Below are 14,382 nucleotides of genomic sequence, written 5' to 3'. Positions count from 1 at the left end.
AATAAATGGAAGGTTGGTTGACTTATGTTGAATTAAAAACTATTACAAAACTTCTTGACGCATTCTGTGGTTCCGTTGAACCCTCCTTCAGAAATGCTTACTTTTATTATGACAGAGCTCTTAAAATTTATGCGACAGATGGATGTGCGAAGATATATCTGAATGTTACCAAAGAATTCCTCCCGTTTGATGGAGTTGCTTCCGTTCCAATTCAATACTTAAAGGGGATTATAAGGGATACGAAATTAAAAGATGATTCTTTGGTTAAAATAACTGTAGAAGATAAGCTTATATCCTTTGAAATTCAAGGGATCACATTGAATAGTAAAATAGAAAAGATGGATACCAAACAAATAGAGGTCAGTAGAGAGTTTACTTTATTAAGCAAAAAAGAGATAGGGTCTTTTCTTAATAAACTCGATTTTGTTTCTGCTTCTGCCAACGAAGGAGATGTCATTGACTTTTTCACGTTCAATGATAATTTAATTTTTGGTTATTTGAGTAATTATTATAAATTGAACAGCATCTACGGGAATGTTCGTGAGGAGTTTCATAGAGAAATTCCGTTTATTTCAGCAAGACATATAGTTAAGTCTTTAAATCTTTTGAAAAAAAGTTCTATCCTTGAATTTGGTATAAACAAAAAAGATATAGTATTAAGAGTCCCCGGAATATTCATCAAAATATGTTCATCGATCCCTTCTTACAATAAGAATTTGTTGGTAACGCAAAACAGTTTTGTTGAAGAAAAAGAAATCAACACAAAGGAATTAAAAAAGGTACTATCAAAATTATATGTAACCTTCTCTGAAAGTAATATTGCCTACTTACTGTTAAATAAAGGAAATAGTTACATTTATAAAGAAAACAACAATTCAAAAATTTCTTTTAAATTGCCTTATTCTTTTGAAAATCAATATTTAATCACAATACATACTAGGAAAATTCGTTCAATTTTATCTAGAATGTCAGAAAATTTAAGAGTTTACCTATCACCGAAAGAATTAGTATTAGAAGAAAAGAAAAACGAAAAAAGAGCCAGTTTTTTAGTTCAAGAGTTCAAAAAGCTAACTTAATTTAATCATCTTACAGAGAAGAAGCGTTAACAGTAATTTAGGAAATCATCTTTCTCTTGAAAAGAAATTAAGATATAATTCGTGTTGTAATAGCGACAATTTTAGTTATATTTAATTTAGCCGGGGAGTGATTGCATGAAAGGTATTTTAAATTTTTTTAAGGATTTTGGAAGAATTTTCAAAGCTTTGTCAAAAGATTTAGATATGTACATAAAAAAGGATCCGGTTGCAAAAAACAAGTGGAAGGTATTTTTCACTTCGATCCCTTTTCATGGATTGATGGCTTACCGTTTTGCCAATTTCTTTTATAGGTACAAGATATATCCTCTTGCTTACGTTATATATGTGTTGAGTAAGGTATTACATTCTATGGATATACATCCCGCAGCCTATATTGAACCTGGAGTAGTCATTGACCACGGTTTTGGTGTTGTTATTGGAGAAACTGCGAGTGTAGGTAGTGGAACGTTGATCTATCACGGGGTAACTCTGGGAGCTAAAAATGTCACTACAGGTAAAAGACATCCGATAGTTGGTAAAAATGTGATGATCGGTGCTGGGGCTAAGGTCCTTGGACACATATACATAGGAGATGAATCGGTCATTGGTGCTAATTCCGTTGTTTTAATGGATGTGCCACCTAAATCTTTGGCAGTTGGGGTACCAGCAAAGATCAAAAAAACCAATTGTCCATCTTCTAATTACTATGACTTAAACAATACAATAAACTCGGATTTTGTAATTTAGATAATTCATCTAGGAACGTCTGAAAACATATGCAAGAGTAAGATGATTTTTTTGATCTAATCTGAAATAATATAAGATTGATGGAAGGTGATCTTTTGATTTACACCTCGATAGGGAACACTCCAATTATTACCTTATCAAAGATTATTCAACCTGGAAGAGTTTTTGTTAAATTAGAAAAAAATAATCCCGCAGGTAGTATAAAAGATAGGCCCGCTTTTTTTATGATAAGTGATGGTGAAATTAAGAACAAGCTTAATGAGAGCCAAAATATAATTGTCGAACCCACGAGCGGAAACACCGGTATAGCTTTGGCAGCAATTGGTAGAAGCAGAGGTTATAGAGTCATATTAACTATGCCTGAAAGCATGAGTGAAGAAAGAAAGAAAATCTTAAAGTTTTTTGGTGCCGAATTGATACTTACTCCCGCTGATCAAGGAATGAAAGGGGCAATTAACAAGGCTTTAGATATTGTGAACGAAACAAAAGGATATATGCCCAATCAGTTCTCAAATCCTGCCAATCCATATTCACATGAAGTAACTACGGGACCAGAAATTATCAAACAGATGGACTATTCTTTAGATGCCTTTGTTGCAGGGGTGGGAACTGGTGGAACAATAACCGGGGTAGCAAGGGCGTTAAAAAAAGCATTCTCAGAATGTGTTAGAATAGTGGCAGTAGAACCAACCAATTCACCCGTCATATCTGGAGGTAACCCTGGTAAACACACGATTCAAGGTATAGGAGCGGGATTCATTCCAGATAATTTGGATCAGAATCTAATAGATGAAGTAATGCAGATAGATGACGAAGAAGCTATTGAAATGACAAAAAAATTAGCAAAAGAGGAAGGATTATTTGTAGGAATATCTTCGGGTGCAAATATATTGGCAGCGATTAAATTAGCCGATAGAATGGGAAAAGGTAGAAGAATTGTTACCGTTGCTCCTGATAGTGGCGATAAATACATGAGTTTATTATAAATTTATCTTAACATAAAAATGGTATAATAAGTTTGAATCTTCAAACAAGTAAGAAACGTATAACAGGAGGAATCATTGATGTCAGAAAAGTATTGCTCTTTTTGTGGGAAACCATCAAGCCAAGCAGAAGCTTTAATTGCAGGCCCTAACGGTATTTATATCTGTGACGAGTGTATAAACCTTTTTCAAGAGTTAGTTGAAGAGAATAAAACAAAAAACGGGGAAAAGGCTGAAGCAAAAGTTAAAACTCTTCCAACTCCACGACAGATAAAATCAGAACTAGATAAATATGTAATTGGTCAAGAAACAGCTAAGAAAATAATTTCTGTTGCTGTTTACAATCACTACAAAAGAATATATTCTTCAAAGAATATCAATGATGTTGAGTTAGATAAATCTAACGTTTTAATGATTGGGCCTACAGGTACTGGAAAGACCTTGATCGCTCAAACTTTAGCTAAGATATTAGACGTCCCCTTTGCAATTGCAGATGCTACAACATTAACTGAAGCTGGTTATGTTGGAGATGACGTTGAAAACGTTATACTAAGACTTTTGCAAGCTTGTGATTATGACGTAAAAAAAGCTGAAAAAGGAATAATTTATGTTGATGAAATTGATAAAATAGCTAGGAAATCGCCAAACCCTTCAATCACTAGGGACGTTTCTGGTGAAGGAGTACAACAAGCATTACTTAAAATAGTTGAAGGAACTTTAGCTAACGTTCCCCCTCAAGGAGGAAGGAAACATCCTTACCAAGAATTTATCCAAATAGACACCTCAAAGATCCTTTTCATTGCAGGAGGGGCGTTTGACGGTTTAACAGACATAATAAAACACAGGGTAAAGGATTCTTCTTTAGGATTTGGAGCTGACATAAAAAGTAATAATAAACAAAGAGATGGCGAGATCTTAAGAAATATTGTTCAAGATGATCTTATTAAGTATGGATTAATTCCTGAGTTTGTAGGTAGATTCCCTGTAGTTGCAACCCTTAACGATTTGGATCAAGAAGACCTCGTTAAAATTGCCATGGAACCAAAGAATGCATTATTTAAGCAATATCAAAAGATGTTGGAAATAGAAGGTATAGAGCTAGAAATTACAACAGAAGCTATGAAAGAGATATGTTCGCAAGCCTTGAAACGAGGCACAGGTGCAAGGGCATTAAAGACAATATTTGAAGAAATAATGCTCGATATAATGTATGAAGCCCCTGAGATAAAAAATAAAATTAACAAAATCGTTATAGATGAAGAGGTAGTAACTAAGAAAAAACCAGCCGTCAAAAGGAAGGAAAGCGCTTGAACATATTAGAAAGTGAAAAAGATCCGATTATTTTTGGAGTAGAAACTTCATGTGATGAAACTGCGGTGGCAATATTAAAAGGAAAAGATCAATTGCTTTCTAATTTAGTTTATTCACAGATCGATGTTCATAAGATATTTGGAGGAGTTGTACCAGAAGTTGCCGCTCGAAAACATGTCGAAGTTTTGTACAAATTAAGTTTAAAAGCCTTCGAAGAGGCACAAATTACCCCAAATGACATAGATGCAGTTAGTGTATCTTTTGGCCCTGGATTAATCGGGGCCTTACTTATTGGGGTAAGTTTTGCTAAGGGGATGTCTTTATCCTTGGGTAAACCATTAATTGGTGTAAATCATTTAATGGGTCATATATATGCTAACTTTCTTGAATTCCCAAAACTGAAACCTCCTTTTGTCACATTATTAGTTTCCGGGGGACATACAGCAATTTTGCTGGTTAAAGATTATTTGGACTTTGAAATAATAGGGGAAACACGTGATGATGCAGCGGGAGAAGCTTTTGATAAAGTCGCTAGGATTTTGGATTTGGGTTATCCGGGAGGACCAGTTATAGATGAAATTTCAAAAAAGGCTCAAAAATTGTACGATTTTCCTAGACCATTGTACAACAAAGGATATGACTTTTCTTTTTCTGGCTTAAAAACATCTGTTTTGTATTTTGTAAGAGATTATCCGGAGGCAAAAAAAGAAGATATAGCTGCTTCATTTCAAGAAGCAATAATAGACACCCTTGTTTATAAAGTTACTAAATTTGCAATTAAAGAAAATATAAAAGATATTGTAATAGCAGGAGGAGTTGCCGCAAACTCTCTGTTGAGAGAAAAATTAAATACTTTTAAAGACAAATTGAATATCTATTATCCAAGACAATCGTTATGTACTGATAATGCAGCGATGATATGCCGTGCTGGGTACGAAAAGTATATAAGAAACATGTTTGATACGTTAGATTTGGATGTTGTTCCTAATTTGGGATTATCTAAAATATAACGACAATTAGTTCTGTGAATGGTTGACGGTAAGGGATTATTATGATATAATAAATTTCGGAAAAGTTAATAACTATTATGGAGAGATGGCCGAGTGGTCGAAGGCGCACGCCTGGAGAGCGTGTGACGGTTAAAAGCTGTCCGTGGGTTCAAATCCCACTCTCTCCGCCATCAAGAATAATAAATGCTGGAAAATTTCCAGCATTTATTATATTATTTTCTTATTTTACAGTTTCTTTCATACCCGCTTTTATTGCCTTTAGGTTTATTTCTAACAATTTTCCCTTTTTCCCTGTTAATTTTTCTTTTAAAGCTTCTTCTACGGCTTCAAAGCTGACTGCTTGTGTTGCTTTTAAGTAAGCTCCAAGCATAACCATATTTAAAACTTTTAAATTACCTAGTTCGTCCGCTATTTCATTAGCAGGTACTTTAACTAAATGTATGTCTTTTCTTTCTGGTTTTCTATCGATCACAGAAGAGTTGATCAACAATAGCCCATTCTCTTTCAATGCTTTTTCAAATTTTATCATAGACGGAATATTGAACGCAGCAACTTCATTCGGTTCATCTAACACCGGTGACGCAATGTATTCATCAGAAATTATTACCGTACAGTTTGCAGTTCCACCTCGCATTTCAGGTCCATATGATGGAAGCCATGTGGTATATTTTCCATCAATCATAGCCGCTAAAGAAATTATTTGACCGAAAAGCATTACACCTTGTCCACCAAAACCGGCGGCTATTAACCCATGGTATGACATAAAAACACCTCCATTTATTTATTCCCTTTGATATTTGTAAGAACAAGGGAATATAAGATGACTAGCGAACATCTCCCACTTTATCAACATATACACCTAAAGGAAACTCTTTTACCATATTATCTTCCAACCACTTCATAGATTCTATGGGTGTTAATCCCCAATTAGTGGGGCATGTTGATAAAACTTCAACTAAACCAAAACCTATATTATTGAGTTGAGCATAAAAAGCCTTTTTTATATACTTTTTTGTTTTTATTACGTCTTGCGGAGTTGTAACTTTTGTACGAGCTAGAAACGCAACTCCTGACAATTCTTTTAGAACCTCTGAAACATGAATAGGATACCCTTCAATATTTTCTCTTCTTCCATATGGGCTAGTTGTGGTTTTCATTCCTAAAAGGGTAGTTGGTGCCATTTGTCCTCCTGTCATACCGTATATAGCATTGTTTATAAAAATTGTTGTAATACGTTCACCTCTATTGGCAGCATGTATTATTTCTGCGGTTCCAATAGCTGCTAAATCACCGTCCCCTTGGTATGTAAAAACAACGTTATCTGGACTTGCTCTTTTGATACCAGTAGCTACCGCAGGTGCCCTTCCGTGAGCTGCTACGGTGCCATCTACATCAAAAAATTCATAAGCAAATACGGAACATCCAACAGGTGCAACCATTATGGTTTTACCTTGTATTTCCAACTCATCGATTACTTCAGCAATCAATCTATGAACAATTCCGTGAGAACATCCTGGGCAATATGTAAACTCTTTTTCACTTAATGAGGTTGGTGCTTTAAATCTTTCTGCATAGGCCATTAATCTCACCTTCCTTTAAACTAATTCCATTAATTTTGCCAATACTTCTCCTGGGGTTGGAACTACTCCACCCGTTCTTCCATAAAATTCTACTGGTTTTTTTCCGTTGACTGCCAGTCTTACATCCTCCACCATCTGACCGAAACTCATTTCTACGGTGAAGAACAATTTAGCGTTTTCAGTGTATCTTCCCAATTCTTCATATGGAAATGGCCATAAACTTATTGGGCGAAATACCCCTGCTTTTACGCCTTTCTCTCTGGCAGTATCCGCAACTGATTTAACTATTCTTCCCATCGTTCCATAGGCAACCAGCACAACTTCTGCATCGTTTAATTTATATTCTTCAAATAATTTTTCTTCTTTTACTATTGTTTTGTATTTTTCATGTCTTTGAATATTCATTTTTTCTAATTTTACAGGGTCCAAATCAAAGGATGTAACTCTGTGTGGTTCTCGCTGCATTTTGGTTCCAGTCAATGCCCAATCTGAATGATCGGGTAAAGTGTTTAGATTTTTAAAGCTGGGGAATTTCACTGGTTCCATCATTTGACCAAGTAATCCATCTGTCAATAGTAACACCGGTATTCTGTACTTATCGGCTACATCGAAAGCTCGAATAGTCAATTCAACAGCTTCTTGAAGGGATTCAGGACCATACACGATCAACTTATAATCGCCATGCCCACCACCTTTTGTGGCTTGAAAATAGTCTGATTGCGCTGGTTGTATATCTCCCAATCCTGGTCCACCTCTCACAACGTTTACAAAAACGCATGGAAGTTCAGCCCCTGCTATGTAAGAAACCCCTTCTTGCATTAAAGAGAATCCAGGGGAAGAAGTGGAAGTCATAACTCTTTTTCCAGTGCTAGCTGCTCCATATATCATATTTGAAACTGCCACTTCGCTTTCAGCTTGTAAAAAAGTTCCATTTACCTCAGGTAATCTTCTTGCCATGTATTCTGTTAATTCACTTTGTGGAGTAATTGGATAGCCAAAATATAATCTACATCCTGCTCTTACTGCAGCTTCACCTATTGCTTCGGTACCTTTAACCATAACTTTTTCGGCTTTTTCCATAAAAATCAACTCCTTGCCTTTTCTAATACTTTTACAGTTATACATACATCAGGACACATTTGATAGCAAAAACCACATCCTATACAATTTTCAACGTTCTTAACTTGTGCTGGATGATACCCTTTGCTATTGTACCCTTTAGAAAATTCTAAGACATCCTTGGGACAAGCTTCAATACATAGTCCACATCCTTTGCATCTTTCTTTATCAATATCAATTGAGAATTTTGTTTCTTTCATCGTTTTCCCTCCAATCATTCAATTTTTACTGACTTTAGAAGTTGTGAAGCCTGTTTTAGCGCCCCTTCGCCCCGCTCCCCACCCATAAGGATAAAAGAATTTTTATCTACTTGCCACCACTCCCTACCCTTCTAAGGAAGGAACCTGGGATCCCTTAACCCTGCAAGATCTATAAAGAAATGGGTGTTTATTCTTTAATTCTGTAACTCGTTCAGAGCACTCAAAAACCATAATCTCCAAAAAATCTTTGAATCACAAATTTTTCGAACTTGGTATTTATCTTATCTTCCAAATCTTTTGATACTACTGTAAATGCAACGGGGATATTTGTTATGTTGGATACTTCTTCTATTATGTTTTCTCCTTCTTGTATGATTTCTTTAGTTGTTTCATTTTGAATGTTTGAATTTACAACTAAATAATTAATTTTTAATCGTGAGCTACTTTCCAAGGATTGCAAATTTTTTATTATATATTCCTTAGTATCCATAAAAGGTCTTCTCGTGTTGATTACAAAGTACAGGGCACAATTTGCATTATCTATATAATTTTTTAAAGACCCTAAAACTTTTACACCGTCTTCGTTTCCTCCTACATCTATTACCGTTTTATAATCTTGGTTTGTTATGTATCCTCCTATTTCACCAGGAACGATGGGAACATCTGCGTGCAAGTATTTTGTTGGGGGAGTGATTACCTTAATATCTTTTCGATTCAATTCTTCAATTTTATCTCGCACCCGAAAGTACGGGCTTATAATATCCAAATCCGCAATGGCCACATTTTTGTGCTCCTTTTTTAATTCCATTGCTATGTTCATAGAAACTTCCGTTTTTCCAGAACCAAACATTCCAATAAAAATATGAACTTGATAATCTTTTAATAAATTCTTCAACATTGATTTAGAGCTCCCTTATTAGTAGATTTTTGCTGGTTCTACTTTTTTTAGTACTCTAAGCGCTGCTAGGGCTAAAGCTTTTTCTTCGTCTCCTCCAGGAAACACATAAACCGGAGCGATAAAACTTACTTTTTCTTTTATTTGTGGGACAAGAAATTCATTTTCATATGCTATTCCTCCAGTTAAAGCTATGGCATCAACGTCAAAATTCAATACAGCAGACATTTTTCCTATCCATTTGACAATTTGATGTATCAATCCAGAATACACTAATTCGGCCTTTTTATCCCCGCTTTTTATTCTTTTTACTACCTCTCTCACATCGTTGGTACCTAAATAAGCAATTAACCCTCCATTACCTTTTATGAGCTTCCTTATTTCACCTTCAGAATACTTTCCTGAGTAGCAAAGGTCTATAAACCCAACAAGGGGTAACGTTCCTGATCTTTCAGGGGTAAAAGGACCGTCTCCATCAAGCGCGTTGTTAACATCAACTACCATGCCTTTTTTGTGTGCTCCAATGGATATTCCCCCGCCCATATGAACAACGATGAGATTCAAGTCATAATAATTGCGACCTAGTTTTTCACTGAGTGATCTTGCCACAGCTTTTTGATTTAAAGCATGAAAAATCGATTTTCTTTGAAAGAAAGGATGACCTGAAACTCTTGCTATATCTTCCATCTCATCCACCACAACGGGATCGGCTATATAAGCTTTTACACCAATCTGTTCAGCTAGTTCGTTTGCTATAAGAGCCCCTAAATTCGATTCGTGTTCTCCGTATTTAGCACTTTGCAATTCTTCTAGCATCTGATCGGTTATTTCATAAGTCCCACTTGGTATAGGTCTTAAAAGCCCTCCGCGCCCAATGATGGCTGAAAAACTGTGTAAGTTTATTCCTTCTTCATTCAAAAACTGTAAAATCGTATTCTTCCTAAATTCGTATTGATCGGCAACACTCTTGTATTTTTTCAATTCATTGACATCGTGATCGATGACTTTTTTTAGCCTTTGATTTTCATCTTCATAAACAGCAATTTTGGTCGATGTGGACCCTGGATTTATAACGAGAATTTTATACATATGAATTCTCCTTTTTAAATTTAAGACATTAAAATTGAAAACGCTATAGCGTTGAGTTTGGATTCATCGCTATCGGCTCTAGAGGTCAAAACAACCGGTTTTTTGCCCCCTACAATTGAACTTGCCAGCTTTGCATCGGCGAAATATACTAAGGTCTTATACAATATATTTCCCGCTTCTATATCTGGCATGATCAATATATCCGCATCTCCAGCGACTTCACTGTTTATTCCTTTGTGTATAGCTGATTCTTTAGATATGGCGTTGTCCATAGCGAATGGTCCGTCTACTATACAACCCTTTATCTGACCTCTCCTGTTCATTTGTGTTAATATTGCTGCTTCTACTGTTGCAGGCATCTTTGGATTAACCTGCTCTAATGCCCCTACAACAGCAACTTTTGGTGTTTCTATACCTAACTTATGGGCGACTGACACAGCGTTATTTATAATATCAACTTTTTGTTCAAGAGTTGGAGCGATCACCATACCAGCATCAGAGATTATCAACAACTTGTGGTATCTGGGTATTTCAAAGGCACAAACTAAATTCATTGTTTTTCCAGTTTTTAAACCATATTCATCCTTTAAATATACCGATAAAATCTCTGAGGTGGTCAGTTTTCCTTTCATAGGCAGATCGGCTTCTCCATTGGCAACGGCTTGTATTGCTCCTTTTGCTGCTTCAAGAGGGGTTGAAGCATTTCTGATTTCTATGTTGGTAGTATCAAGTCCAATTTCTTCTGATATCTGTTGAATTTTTTCTTTATCACCATACAAGATAAAGTTACATAAATCGATTTCTTTAGCTTTTTGAACAGCTTTCAAGACAACATCATCTTCAGCTGCTGCCACCGCAACCGTTTTTGATTTGTGTTCATTTTTTACTAATTCTATAATTTGACTTATACTCTCAATTTTCATAAAATATTTTCACCCTCCCATACCTTTGTGTTTTCTAATTGATTAAGTGCTCTCAAAGCTCCTAGAGCGAGACCTTCCATTTCATAGGCCCCAGGATAAACCATTACCACACCTAATTTATCGATCCTTCTTTTGATCAATTCAACAAAGTAATCGCTATGAGCCATTCCACCAGTTAAGACAATTGCATCGAGATCTCCACCCAGAATTGCTGCCATCCCACCTATTTCCTTTGCAACTTGATAAGCCATGGCTTCTACAATTAATTTTGCATATTCATCTTTTTCGGCAAGTTTTAAGGCATCTTTTAAACTTGCTGTTTTTAAATATGCAAACAAACCTCCTTTTCCTACAAATGTAGATTTGACATCATTTTTGGAGTATGAATGCATATTTTTAAAAATCCATTTTACAAGGTCCCCCATTGGTAATTCTCCCGTTCTTTGGGAACTAAAAGGTCCTTCATCTGTTGCGTTGTTAACATCGATCATAAGGCCTTTTCTTTGCGCACCAACAGAGATTCCGCCACCTAAATGCGCAATAACAAAATTACATTTTTCATATTCTTTGTCCAATTCTTTTGCTGCAAATCTCGCGACAATTTTCATATTCAAGGCGTGAAATAAACTGTGCCTTTCAAGTTGAGGTATTCCTGAAATTCTCGCTTCGGGGATAAACTCATCAACAGAAATAGGATCAGTGATGAAAACAGGTAAATCTTTCGAGGAATTCTTTGATAGTTCAAAGGCTATTACAGCAGCTAGGTTCGATGCGTGTTCAACTCTTGTTTTGGTTTTAAGGTAATTAACCATATTCTCATCCACGCGGTAAGTCCCACTTTTCATAGGAGGGAGTATCCCACCTCTAGCAGCTATCGCATCTAATTCATTGATAGATATGTTGTATCTTTTTAGAAACTCCTCTACACATTTTTTACGAAAAGGAAGTTGATCCATAATCGTTTTACAATTTTCTATCTCATTACTGGAATGCTCTATACTTTCCGAGATTACTTCTTTCTCATCCTCAAAAAGTGAGAGCTTTGTAGACGTTGCCCCTGGATTTATTACCAATATTTTATACATAAAGCTCCTCCTACAATTAGTTTTTTAGGATTTGCTCCGCATAGAATTCGCATTTACATAATTTTCTACAACTTTTCTCAATCTTCTTATGCCCTCTTTTATTTCTTCGTGTGAAGGAAGGCAGAAAGATAATCGCATGTGATTTTTTTCGACCTCGTTTACATAAAACGCCTCTCCTGGAACGTACAATACTTTGTTCTTCTTTGCTTCTTCAAACATTTCCATAGTATCTACCCATTCAGGAAAAGTTAACCATATGAATAGGCCACCTTCGGGGCGAGTCCAGCTTACCCCTTGCATATCACCGAACTCCTTTTCTAACACATTCAACATGGTATCTTTTTTTGATTTATAAAGTTCTAACGTGGGTTTTAACTGTTCGATCCTATCATGAGCCTGAAGATATCTAGCTGCTAATCTCTGGGTCAAAGTTGGGGTACATAGATCTACACCCTGTTTAATAATTGTAAGCTTTCTTAATAAATCTGTTGAAGCAATAATTATTCCAATTCTCATACCTGGACACAAAATTTTGGAAAAGGTATTCAATAAGATCGTCCTTTCTGGGTCAAGAGAGTAAATCGAAGGAATTGGTTCTCCCTCAAATCTCAACGCACCATATGGATCATCCTCAAGAATTAAAAAATCGTATTTATGTGCTAAGTTAATTAATTTCTTTCTTTTTTCTAGTGGCATACTTACTCCTGCAGGATTTTGAAATGTAGGTACCACGTAAACAAATTTAAACTTATCAATTTCTCCCTTATTTACCAATTCGTCCAATTTTTCTTCAAGGATATCAACATTCATTCCGTCATCTTCCAAGGGTATTTCCAAAAACTTTGGAAACATTTGTCTAAAAGCGCTGACTGCACCTAAATATACTGGTTTTCCTACAGCGCAGTAAGAATCTTCATCTAGCAAGGCCAGACCTATCAATTGCAAAGCTTGCTGGGAACCAACAGTTATCAACATATTCTCAGGGGATACGCCTTCTATTCCTTCGTGTTTTTTTAGTAGATTTATATAAGCATTTTTTAATTCGTTATCTCCTTCAGTGGGACCATACTGTAGTGTTATTTTGTATTCTTCTTTAACAATTTTTGAAGCAATTTCTCCTAATTCTTCTCGAGGAAAAGTCTCTGGATCAGGTACACCCCCACCAAACGATATCATCTCCGGATCAGAAGCCACCTTCAATAATTCCCTTATAATGCTTGCTTTTGCAGTTTTTGCAACTTTTGAAAACTTTTTGTCATAGTTCATAATTTGCTCCCCCTTTTTCATTATTTATCCTACAATTCAATTATAATCATATAAGCGAGAGAAGTCAAACTCGATTACAGACGATTACAGCCGTTTATTGGCGATTAGAAGCGATTATTGCCGATATGAAAAAAATTTCATGAAAAATATTTCATTATAAAAATTTAACATTGAGATGTGATAACTGGCCTTAATTAAACCTGAAAATTAAGTAGTGTGTTAAAATATTATGTGAAATTGTGGGAAGGTTAGGGATTATCTGGGAATGTTTGTGTTGAAAAACTTTTATCCCGTTGAAGGAGGTAAATGATGGAAAAGATTAAGTTAGGGATCATTATATGCGATCGTTATCGTACATGTGCAGGAGGAAAATGTTTTAGATCTCTTAAAAAACGTGAAGGGGCTTTCGAAATTTACAAGGAAAAGGAAGTTGAAATAGTCGGATATACAACGTGCGGTGGATGTCCCGGTGGAAACATCGAATATTCTCCTGATGAAATGATAAAAAATGGAGTAGAAGTAATTCATTTAGCCACAGGCATGATAGTCGGGTATCCTCCATGTCCTTATGTTTCTTACTTCAAAAAATTCATAGAAGAAAAATTTGGCGTAAAAGTCGTGATTGGAACTCATCCTATACCTCAAAAATACTACATAACACACTCAAATTTAAAGAGTTGGGACTCACCGGAATGGGAAACACTTTTGGCTCCAACTCTAACAGACGAAACCACGCGTTTGAATTATGATTAAGTTTGTGACTATTCATGTATGCCAGTTAAAAAACAATGGGCCAATTCTGCGAACCAGAGCTTTGCCTGCGGTTCCCTTCAGATTCCATATAATTTAATATTGATATGAGATGACCGATCTTAATTAAACCTGAAAATTAAGTAGTGTGTTAAATTAAAAATATAATTTAACACACTACTTTAGTATAAGAACTCTATTTATATTTTTGTAAGAAGATACTACTTTTTCTTTTTCTTCTGTGAATTTTTTGAAGAATTAATTGCTTTATTAAGCGTGATAAATAATCCTCCGCCTAAAATTACTAGGACAATAACAAGAACAACTATAGCTGAAGATGTCATATTA

General features: G+C 35.5%; 16 protein-coding genes and 1 tRNA gene. 7 read left to right on the top strand and 10 right to left on the bottom strand.

The genetic code is table 11. The features are described 5' to 3' along the window. Positions 1–5 precede the first annotated feature (5 nt). The 6 genes from ACW9JY_RS04435 to ACW9JY_RS04410 all read left to right on the top strand — a co-directional run bounded on the left by ACW9JY_RS04435 (position 6) and on the right by ACW9JY_RS04410 (position 5,297). On the top strand, positions 6–1,076 hold the full coding sequence (locus ACW9JY_RS04435) for a hypothetical protein (RefSeq protein WP_103076797.1): 1,071 nt from the start codon (positions 6–8) through the stop codon (positions 1,074–1,076). Positions 1,077–1,211: 135 nt separating this feature from the next. After that, the gene (gene epsC, locus ACW9JY_RS04430; protein ID WP_457283532.1) at positions 1,212–1,823 is read left to right on the top strand and encodes a serine O-acetyltransferase EpsC; all 612 of its coding nucleotides are present in this window, start codon (positions 1,212–1,214) and stop codon (positions 1,821–1,823) included. Positions 1,824–1,903: 80 nt separating this feature from the next. After that, a complete protein-coding gene (cysK, locus tag ACW9JY_RS04425; protein ID WP_457283531.1) occupies positions 1,904–2,809 on the top strand; it encodes a cysteine synthase A in 906 nt (301 codons plus the stop codon). A 78-nt stretch (positions 2,810–2,887) separates the two neighbouring features. Then, the gene (clpX, locus tag ACW9JY_RS04420; protein WP_103076794.1) at positions 2,888–4,117 is read left to right on the top strand and encodes an ATP-dependent Clp protease ATP-binding subunit ClpX; all 1,230 of its coding nucleotides are present in this window, start codon (positions 2,888–2,890) and stop codon (positions 4,115–4,117) included. Next, positions 4,114–5,127 (top strand): tRNA (adenosine(37)-N6)-threonylcarbamoyltransferase complex transferase subunit TsaD, encoded by a 1,014-nt coding sequence (gene tsaD / locus ACW9JY_RS04415; RefSeq protein ID WP_457283530.1) that lies wholly within the window; start codon positions 4,114–4,116, stop codon positions 5,125–5,127. Before clpX ends, tsaD begins: the two co-directional genes overlap by 4 nt. A gap of 79 nt (positions 5,128–5,206) precedes the next feature. Beyond that, positions 5,207–5,297, top strand: a tRNA-Ser gene (locus ACW9JY_RS04410). Positions 5,298–5,347: 50 nt separating this feature from the next. Here the strand turns inward: ACW9JY_RS04410 and ACW9JY_RS04405 are convergent. The 9 genes from ACW9JY_RS04405 to ACW9JY_RS04365 form a co-directional block, all read right to left on the bottom strand. Continuing rightward, complete coding sequence (locus tag ACW9JY_RS04405) at positions 5,348–5,890, bottom strand: 2-oxoacid:acceptor oxidoreductase family protein (RefSeq protein ID WP_103076792.1); 543 nt, start codon at positions 5,888–5,890, stop codon at positions 5,348–5,350. Positions 5,891–5,951: 61 nt separating this feature from the next. Beyond that, positions 5,952–6,707, bottom strand: coding sequence for a thiamine pyrophosphate-dependent enzyme (locus ACW9JY_RS04400; RefSeq protein ID WP_103076791.1), 756 nt, complete (start codon positions 6,705–6,707; stop codon positions 5,952–5,954). Positions 6,708–6,722: 15 nt separating this feature from the next. Then, positions 6,723–7,787, bottom strand: a complete 1,065-nt coding sequence (locus ACW9JY_RS04395) for a 3-methyl-2-oxobutanoate dehydrogenase subunit VorB (RefSeq protein ID WP_457283529.1) — start codon at positions 7,785–7,787, stop codon at positions 6,723–6,725. Positions 7,788–7,792: 5 nt separating this feature from the next. Then, the gene (locus tag ACW9JY_RS04390; protein WP_103076789.1) at positions 7,793–8,026 is read right to left on the bottom strand and encodes a 4Fe-4S dicluster domain-containing protein; all 234 of its coding nucleotides are present in this window, start codon (positions 8,024–8,026) and stop codon (positions 7,793–7,795) included. Positions 8,027–8,246: 220 nt separating this feature from the next. After that, on the bottom strand, positions 8,247–8,924 hold the full coding sequence (locus ACW9JY_RS04385; protein ID WP_457283528.1) for a cobalamin biosynthesis protein CobQ: 678 nt from the start codon (positions 8,922–8,924) through the stop codon (positions 8,247–8,249). A gap of 18 nt (positions 8,925–8,942) precedes the next feature. Next, a complete protein-coding gene (gene buk / locus ACW9JY_RS04380) occupies positions 8,943–10,010 on the bottom strand; it encodes a butyrate kinase (RefSeq protein WP_457283527.1) in 1,068 nt (355 codons plus the stop codon). Between the two features lie 20 nt (positions 10,011–10,030). After that, positions 10,031–10,933 carry a bifunctional enoyl-CoA hydratase/phosphate acetyltransferase gene (locus ACW9JY_RS04375; RefSeq protein WP_457283526.1) on the bottom strand — a complete coding sequence of 301 codons (903 nt, stop codon included), beginning with the start codon at positions 10,931–10,933 and terminating at the stop codon, positions 10,031–10,033. Further along, on the bottom strand, positions 10,930–12,018 hold the full coding sequence (buk, locus tag ACW9JY_RS04370; protein ID WP_457283525.1) for a butyrate kinase: 1,089 nt from the start codon (positions 12,016–12,018) through the stop codon (positions 10,930–10,932). Before buk (ACW9JY_RS04370) ends, ACW9JY_RS04375 begins: the two co-directional genes overlap by 4 nt. A gap of 24 nt (positions 12,019–12,042) precedes the next feature. Next, positions 12,043–13,284 carry an aminotransferase-like domain-containing protein gene (locus ACW9JY_RS04365; protein ID WP_457283524.1) on the bottom strand — a complete coding sequence of 414 codons (1,242 nt, stop codon included), beginning with the start codon at positions 13,282–13,284 and terminating at the stop codon, positions 12,043–12,045. Positions 13,285–13,590: 306 nt separating this feature from the next. Between ACW9JY_RS04365 and ACW9JY_RS04360 the strand changes: the two genes are divergently transcribed. Continuing rightward, positions 13,591–14,037, top strand: coding sequence for a CGGC domain-containing protein (locus ACW9JY_RS04360; RefSeq protein WP_457283523.1), 447 nt, complete (start codon positions 13,591–13,593; stop codon positions 14,035–14,037). Between the two features lie 218 nt (positions 14,038–14,255). Here ACW9JY_RS04360 and ACW9JY_RS04355 read toward each other — a convergent pair whose 3' ends face one another. Beyond that, entirely contained in the window at positions 14,256–14,378 is a 123-nt protein-coding gene (locus ACW9JY_RS04355; RefSeq protein ID WP_281255676.1) for a hypothetical protein, read from the bottom strand. Positions 14,379–14,382 lie beyond the last annotated feature (4 nt).

The organism is Petrotoga sp. DB-2 (genome assembly GCF_054051725.1).
The sequence above is the reverse complement of the archived record's forward strand: the minus strand, read 5'-3'. Positions and strand labels throughout refer to the sequence as shown.